Annotated in this window: 7 protein-coding genes; 2 read left to right on the top strand and 5 right to left on the bottom strand. The window is 40.0% G+C overall.

Features of this window, described 5'->3' with window-relative positions; all coding sequences use genetic code 11:
* Nucleotides 1-694: GntR family transcriptional regulator (locus HUN22_RS14490; RefSeq protein WP_174730706.1), on the bottom strand; the 694-nt coding region annotated here is incomplete at its 3' end.
* A 397-nt stretch (nt 695-1,091) separates the two neighbouring features.
* Between HUN22_RS14490 and HUN22_RS14485 the strand changes: the two genes are divergently transcribed.
* Both HUN22_RS14485 and HUN22_RS14480 read left to right on the top strand, forming a co-directional pair.
* Entirely contained in the window at nt 1,092-2,561 is a 1,470-nt protein-coding gene (locus HUN22_RS14485) for an NCS1 family nucleobase:cation symporter-1 (RefSeq protein WP_174730703.1), read from the top strand.
* Nucleotides 2,558-3,292 carry an aspartate/glutamate racemase family protein gene (locus tag HUN22_RS14480; RefSeq protein WP_174730700.1) on the top strand — a complete coding sequence of 245 codons (735 nt, stop codon included), beginning with the start codon at nt 2,558-2,560 and terminating at the stop codon, nt 3,290-3,292. Before HUN22_RS14485 ends, HUN22_RS14480 begins: the two co-directional genes overlap by 4 nt.
* 66 nt (nt 3,293-3,358) lie before the next feature.
* Here HUN22_RS14480 and tauD read toward each other — a convergent pair whose 3' ends face one another.
* Genes tauD through tauA form a run of 4 tightly spaced genes read right to left on the bottom strand, consistent with a single transcriptional unit; the run spans nt 3,359 to nt 6,959 of the window.
* Nucleotides 3,359-4,240: a taurine dioxygenase gene (tauD, locus tag HUN22_RS14475; RefSeq protein WP_024433299.1), complete on the bottom strand. Its 882-nt coding sequence runs from the start codon at nt 4,238-4,240 to the stop codon at nt 3,359-3,361.
* 8 nt (nt 4,241-4,248) lie between these two features.
* Nucleotides 4,249-5,118, bottom strand: a complete 870-nt coding sequence (tauC, locus tag HUN22_RS14470) for a taurine ABC transporter permease TauC (protein ID WP_174730697.1) — start codon at nt 5,116-5,118, stop codon at nt 4,249-4,251.
* Entirely contained in the window at nt 5,115-5,909 is a 795-nt protein-coding gene (locus HUN22_RS14465; protein ID WP_174730694.1) for a taurine ABC transporter ATP-binding protein, read from the bottom strand. Before HUN22_RS14465 ends, tauC begins: the two co-directional genes overlap by 4 nt.
* 9 nt (nt 5,910-5,918) lie before the next feature.
* A complete protein-coding gene (tauA, locus tag HUN22_RS14460) occupies nt 5,919-6,959 on the bottom strand; it encodes a taurine ABC transporter substrate-binding protein (RefSeq protein WP_174730691.1) in 1,041 nt (346 codons plus the stop codon).
* Nucleotides 6,960-6,992 lie beyond the last annotated feature (33 nt).

Raw genomic sequence — 6,992 nt, 5'->3', positions numbered from 1 at the left:
GCTCTACGGATGCCGTGCTATTTTCTTCAATAAATGTCGTCGCGTAGTGTTCTAAATGCTCTTCCATCAATTGAGTGGCTAGCTTTTCATCGCCTTGCTCAATCGCATCTAAAATCGCACGGTGTTCATCTGCTGAACAATTATTATGTTTTGGAATTTCATATAAGCCAATTAATAACGAAGTTCGCGCAATTAGTGTCTGCAAATAACTGGTCATGATCGAATTCTGATTTGCTTCAATCAACTTTAAATGAAATTGCCCTGATAGCTTAATCCACTCGGCCCAATTGCCAGCTAAACGCTCATGAGACTCTTGATCTACTAAACCTCGAAGCTCACTAAAATCTAGACTATGTGACTTTTGAGCTAGCTTTTTTACAGTAGCGATCTCAAGTATGCTACGTGCTTCAAAGACCTCTTTTGTTTCATGAGCACTATGTTTTGCGATGAGTGCTCCACGATTGGGCTGAATTTCGATGACCTTATCATGTGCAAGTTTGACAAAAACACGTCTTAACACTCCTCGCGTTACACCGAATGCTTCACACAAAGGTGCTTCAACTAAACGTGCGCCAGGGGCAAGTTGTCGATTTAAAATAGCATCTACAATAGCATTATATATATGGTCATCAATTTCATCATTGCTCATTTCAACGGCTTTTTTTGGTGCATTTGATGGCATTGATTTCTCCATTTTATTATCGCCTCCTCTTTTTAAAACTTTATCTAATGACAATAGTGTAAGTTTAACTTAAGCATTTGGAAATATTTCTCTCATTTTTACAATACCCATGCTGAACTAAACGATTCAATATTAGATCTCTAAATATCTACTTATACACCTAAATTTATTTACTTTTTATAAAAAATTAAGCACTTCTCATTTTATAAATCTGTCTCTTCATATCCAAAATTCATACCAGTTTAAATAACTCATGGGCGCTATTTACTAAATTTGGCATAACTTTTGCTCAATTAAAATTGTGCACAATATAAATATTACATTGTGCACAATTTTAATTTCATTCTTTTAGACAGAACAACAATGCTGCTGAAAGTGCCCGCCCAATATAGGGAAGTGAGTGTTCAAGATGAATAATACCGAAGCAATAATTAAACCTTCTTATGATACAAAGCTAACAAATCAAGACTTAGCTCCTTTAAAAAAGCAAACTTGGAGCGCTTATAATATTTTCGCCTTTTGGATGTCTGATGTTCATAGTGTCGGCGGTTATGTCATGGCTGGGAGCCTTTTTGCACTTGGGCTAAATAGCTGGCAGGTACTTCTATCTTTACTCATCGGTATTGCCATAGTTCAGTTTTTTACAAACCTCATTGCCAAATCTAGCCAACAAACCGGCACACCCTATCCTGTTATTTGCCGCGCAACCTTCGGTGTGCTTGGTGCAAATATTCCTGCTGTTATTCGTGGGCTTATTGCTGTCGCATGGTATGGCATTCAAACTTATTTGGCCTCAAGTGCATTCTTATTGGTCATTTTAAAGTTCTTTCCAGAATGGTCAGTCTATGCCGATGTTTCAAATTACGGCTTTCTTGGGCTTTCATATTTAGGATGGGTTGGCTTCATGCTGCTTTGGTTACTGCAAGCGATTGTTTTCTGGTCTGGAATGGACAGCATTCGTAAGTTCATTGACTGGGCGGGTCCAGCGGTCTACGTTGTGATGTTTGCCATGGCAGTATGGCTCATCTGGAAAGCTGGCTGGCAAAATATTGATTTAAACCTAAGCGGTGTTCAATATGACGGTTTTGCAGTTGTACCAGTCATGATTGGGGCTATTGCTCTTGTTGTTTCATATTTTTCAGGGCCGATGCTGAACTTTGGTGACTTCTCACGTTATGGCAAAAGTTTTAATGCCATTAAAATGGGGAACTTTCTTGGCTTACCAATTAACTTCTTAGGCTTCTCTTTACTTACTGTGGTTTGTATTGCAGCAACTTTACCAGTGTACGGCAAGCTCATTACAGACCCCGTCGAAATGGTTGGTAAATTGGATAACACCTTTGTGGTGATTTTAGGTAGTTTGACCTTAATGATTGCCACCATTGGAATTAATATTGTCGCTAACTTTGTTTCTCCTGCGTTTGATTTTTCTAATGTCTCCCCGAGCAAAATTAGCTGGCGCATGGGTGGAATGATTGCAGCAGTGGGTTCGATTTTCATTACCCCATGGAATTTATTCAATAATCCTCAAGTGATCCATTACACCATTGATGTTTTAGGTGCATTTATCGGTCCACTTTTTGGTGTCTTGCTCGCCGATTTTTACCTCGTTAAAAAGCAGAAAATCGTAGTAGATGATTTATATACCTTAGATACTCAAGGCTCGTATTGGTACAAAAATGGTTATAACCACTCTGCCTTTTATGCCTTAATTCCAGCTTCATTAATTCCTATTCTCTGCGTACTTTTACCACAACTCTCTGGGCTGGCTAATTTCACATGGTTTATTGGGATGGGATTCGGTTTCATTATCTACCGATTTCTTAACCAACCGCTTGGCCATACTAAATCGGCAATGACTAAGGCAAAAGCACAATGAAAATTAAAATTATTAATCCCAATACCACGCAAAGCATGACCGATAAAATTGCTGCATCAGCCAAGATAGTCGCAAATTCTGATACTCAAATTATTGCAGTGAGTCCTCAAATGGGCCCTGCAACAATTGAAAGTTATTACGATGAAACTCTAAGTGCAGTAGGTGTGTTAGAAGAAATCCGCCAAGGTGAACAGCTAAATGTAGATGCCTATATTATTGCCTGTTTTGGCGATCCTGCACTTTATGCTGCACGTGAAATCACTTCAGCGCCTGTGATTGGAATTGCTGAAGCAGCCATGCGAACTGCAAGTTATGTTAGTACTGGGTTTAGTGTGGTCACAACCTTACAACGCACAGTGAATATGAGTTGGCATCTGGCTCATCGCTATGGCGCTCAACCCTTCTGTAAAAATGTTCGAGCTTGTGACCTTGCGGTTGATGAGTTGGAGCTTCCTGACTCAGATGCTTATCGAACCATACGAGATGAGTGCAAAAAAGCGCTCGCAGAAGATAAAAGCGATGCGATTGTTTTGGGCTGTGCTGGTATGAGTGATTTATGTCTAAAGCTACAAAACGAGTTGGGAGTGAGTGTTATTGACGGCGTTGCAGCAGCAGTTAAACAAGCTGAAATGTTAGTTCAGTTAAATTTAAAAACCAGCAAAATTGGTGATTGGGCTTCACCTCCTGTAAAGAACTACACAGGCATATTGTCAGGATTTGGAATGCGATAAAGAGTTACAGTTTCAATTCCAGCTCAAAATTAGAGTTGGAATTGAAACAAAGAATAATTAAAAGAATTAAGCCTCTGCTAACTCTGGCTGTTGTTCTTCTTTATAAAATGGTACATCGCCATTAATAGTTGCACGGTGCATGATGCGATGGGCATCGCCATAATCAAATAATGCTTTATGTTGTGTGCAACGGTTATCCCAAATCGCGACATCACCGTCTTGCCATTTCCAGCGTAAATGAAATTGCTCTTGAGTCGCATGTTCAAACAAGAAATTAAGTAATTGCTCACTTTCTTGTTCAGGTAACTCATTAATGTGTGTAGTAAAACCCTCACTTACAAACAACAAAGGCTCGCCCGTAACTGGATGAGTACGCACTACTGGATGAACCACTGGTGGGTTACGCTTAAATGTTTGCAAAAGCTTTTCACGCTCTTCTTCATTATGAGCAAAACGCTCAAGTGGAAAAGACTTACGAATATCGTGTGTTGCAGTTAAGCCACGTAGTTTTTGCTGTAGTTCGAGCGGTAGCCCTTTAAAAGCTGCTGTGTTGCTCGACCACAACGTGTCACCGCCTACAGGTGGAATTTTAATGGCTTGTAATACACAGCCCAAAGGTGGAGTTTTACTAAAAGTCACATCTGTGTGCCAAAGTTCATTGTCACGCAAATCTTGTTTCCAGCTATCGAGCACCATCACTTCAGGTACATCTTCAATTGAAGGATAAATCGGGTGCACATGTAAGCTGCCAAAACTACGGGCCAAGTCTGCCTGTGCTTGTGGTGCTAATTGTTGCTTTCGAAAAAAAATGACCTGATGATCAAGCAAAGCCTGCTGGATTTGTTGCGTTGTTTGTTCATTTAACGCATTCAAATCAATATCGTGAATAATTGCGCCAATGGTAGGCTTGATCACTTCAATATTTAAGTTTGCTACTACTGTATTCATCTTCTTTACTACAACTGCTGACCATACCAAGGAGAAAACTGTTTTTGTAACCAACGTAAAAACAGCTCAAAACTAACTGCGACAATCGCAATCACAATAATGCCCAGAATCACCGTATCGGTAATTAAGAACTGCGCTGCCGATTGCACCATAAAACCAATACCACGGTCCGCTGCAACTAACTCTGCTGCAACTAATGTTGACCAACCCACCCCTAAACCAATACGAATGCCGGTAATAATATGAGGTAAAGCTGTTGGCAAAATGACATGCCAAAAGACTTGTGACTGACTTGCCCCTAGCGACAATGCAGCACGTTCACGGTTAAGCTGATGGCTTAACACGCCATGCGCACTACTAATAATGACAGGCGCCAAAATCGAGAAGAAAATCAAAAGTACTTTTGTGGTTTCGCCAATACCGAACCAAATAACAAGTAACGGCAAATAAGCTAACGGTGGAATTGGACGTAATAATTCAACTAAAGGATCTAAAACAGCACGAACCCATTTGTTCAGACCCATCCATAAACCGAGCGGGACACCAATCACTACGGCAGCAATCAAAGCTAAAAATACACGAGAGATACTAGCGGCCAAGTGTTGCCACAACGTAGCCTTCATAAAGCCTTCTTGGCTGACCGATATAAATTTTTGCCAGACTGCCTGTGGACTCGGTAAAAACAGTTCAGGTACAACATGCAAAGCAGTAATGAGGAACCAGAGTGCAACTACACTCCCCACACTAATTATGCTGACCGCCAAAGTACGATGCTTCTCAAAAAATGACGATAGAAATGAAGCATTTTCTCTTTGCACATTTAACTTAGGTTTAAGCTCTGCTTTGTCATATTCATAGACGTTATCTTTAGTGTTCATGTAGGTAACGCCTCCTTACCGCTTTGTTTTTGTGCCCTTAAACTTTCAAATAGTTGTTCTCTGAGCTTAATAAATTGAGAGTCCGATTTAATTGAGCGAATAGACTCGCCCTGACGATATCGTTGAGCAAAATCGAGATGTAGAGTTTCTACAATTTTGCCTGGATGAGCTGTCATCAGAACTAACTGATTGCTGAGCAATAATGCTTCTTCAATATCATGAGTAATTAAAAAGAAGCTTTTATTTTGTTGAATCCATAAATCGAGCACTAACTGCTGCATGTTTTCACGCGTAAAAGCATCTAATGCGGCAAAAGGTTCATCTAATAAAATAAACGGCGCGTGACTGATCAAAGCTCTGGCAATACCAACACGTTGTTTCATACCACCTGAAAGTTCCCAGATATTGGCTTTTTCAACATGACTTAAACCTACAATTTTCAAAATTGCGTTTACTTGTGCCTCAATCTCTGCACGCTTTAAACCTTTTAACTGCAAAGCGAAGCCAACATTATCTGCAACATTCAACCAAGGCAGTAAGGCGTGATCTTGAAATACAACAGCACGGGTTACATCTGGTCCAGTTACGACTTCATGATTTACAAGTACATCACCAGAACTCGGCTTTTGAAAGCCTGCCAAGATATTAAGCAAAGTTGTTTTGCCACAACCCGACTCACCTAAAATGACAGTTAAAGAACCTTCTTCAATGGTGAGGTTAATGTCTTGTAAAACTGGCTTTTGCTGTTTAGGAAAAGTCAGATGAATATGTTTGGCTTCTAATACACTCATGACAACTCCTTAAGGCTGCAAAAATGAAGAGTTCACATTGCCTTTATAATCGGCTTTCAATTGATCGACTTTGCCCTGACCTTTTAAGAACTTCGCTGTATCAAAAATATTTTGTGCAAATTCACCATCTAACGTTTGTTTTTGCTGAGCATGGTCAAGGTAGATGTTTCCACTTAATAAAAGCGGGATATCTTTTGGATCAGAACCTGTAAGCTGGGCAATTTTGTGCACGTTATCGGCATCTTTAACGTAAGCAGCTGGGTCTTGATTATATTTTTCAAGCTGCTCAAGCGTAGTTTTAACAAAAGCTTTTAAGAAATCAGGATTTTTCTCTGCAAAATCTTTACGTACAACCCATAAGTCATAAGTTGGAGCGCCCCATTCACCCACTTGTTTTGAGTCTGTTAAAACCGTACCAGATGCTTTAGCTTTACTTAAAGCAGGCTCCCACACATATGCTGCATCAATATCACCACGTTCCCATGCAGCTGAAATTTCAGGTGGACGCAAGTTAATAATTTTTACTTTGTCTTCTGGAATATTCCAATATTTAAGTGCAGACAAAAGACTGTAATGTGTGGTCGAAACAAAAGGTACAGCAATCGTTTTACCAATTAAATCTTGAGGGCTTTTAATGCCTGATTTATTACTCACCACGAGTGCTTCAGATGCACCAAGTTTTGAAGTAATTAAGAATACCTCAATGGGTAAATCACGGCTTGCCGCAGCAGCAAGTGGGCTTGAACCAATATTGCCAAGTACGACATCGCCTGAAGCAAGTGCGTTTACAACATCTGAACCCGCATCAAATTTTTTCCATTGAATAGTCCGCTCGCTATGTTTTTCATATTCCCCATTCGCCTGTGCAACTTTGCTTGGGTCCACCCCTGTTTGATAAGCAATCACGACAGGTTTGTTGTTACGAACTGAAGCACCCGTATTATTATCTTTCTTATTCTGCCATACGATAAATGCAACAATTGCGACTACTACAATTACCGTGATAATCAACGGTTTGGTCTTAGTGCTCATAATTTCATGATCTTTCAATAATATAAGCTCATGGTATGCAGCCGGCTTTAT

Source organism: Acinetobacter lactucae (genome assembly GCF_013344765.1).
In the GTDB taxonomy this organism is placed as follows: Bacteria; Pseudomonadota; Gammaproteobacteria; order Pseudomonadales; family Moraxellaceae; genus Acinetobacter; species Acinetobacter lactucae_A.
The sequence above is the reverse complement of the archived record's forward strand: the minus strand, read 5'-3'. Positions and strand labels throughout refer to the sequence as shown.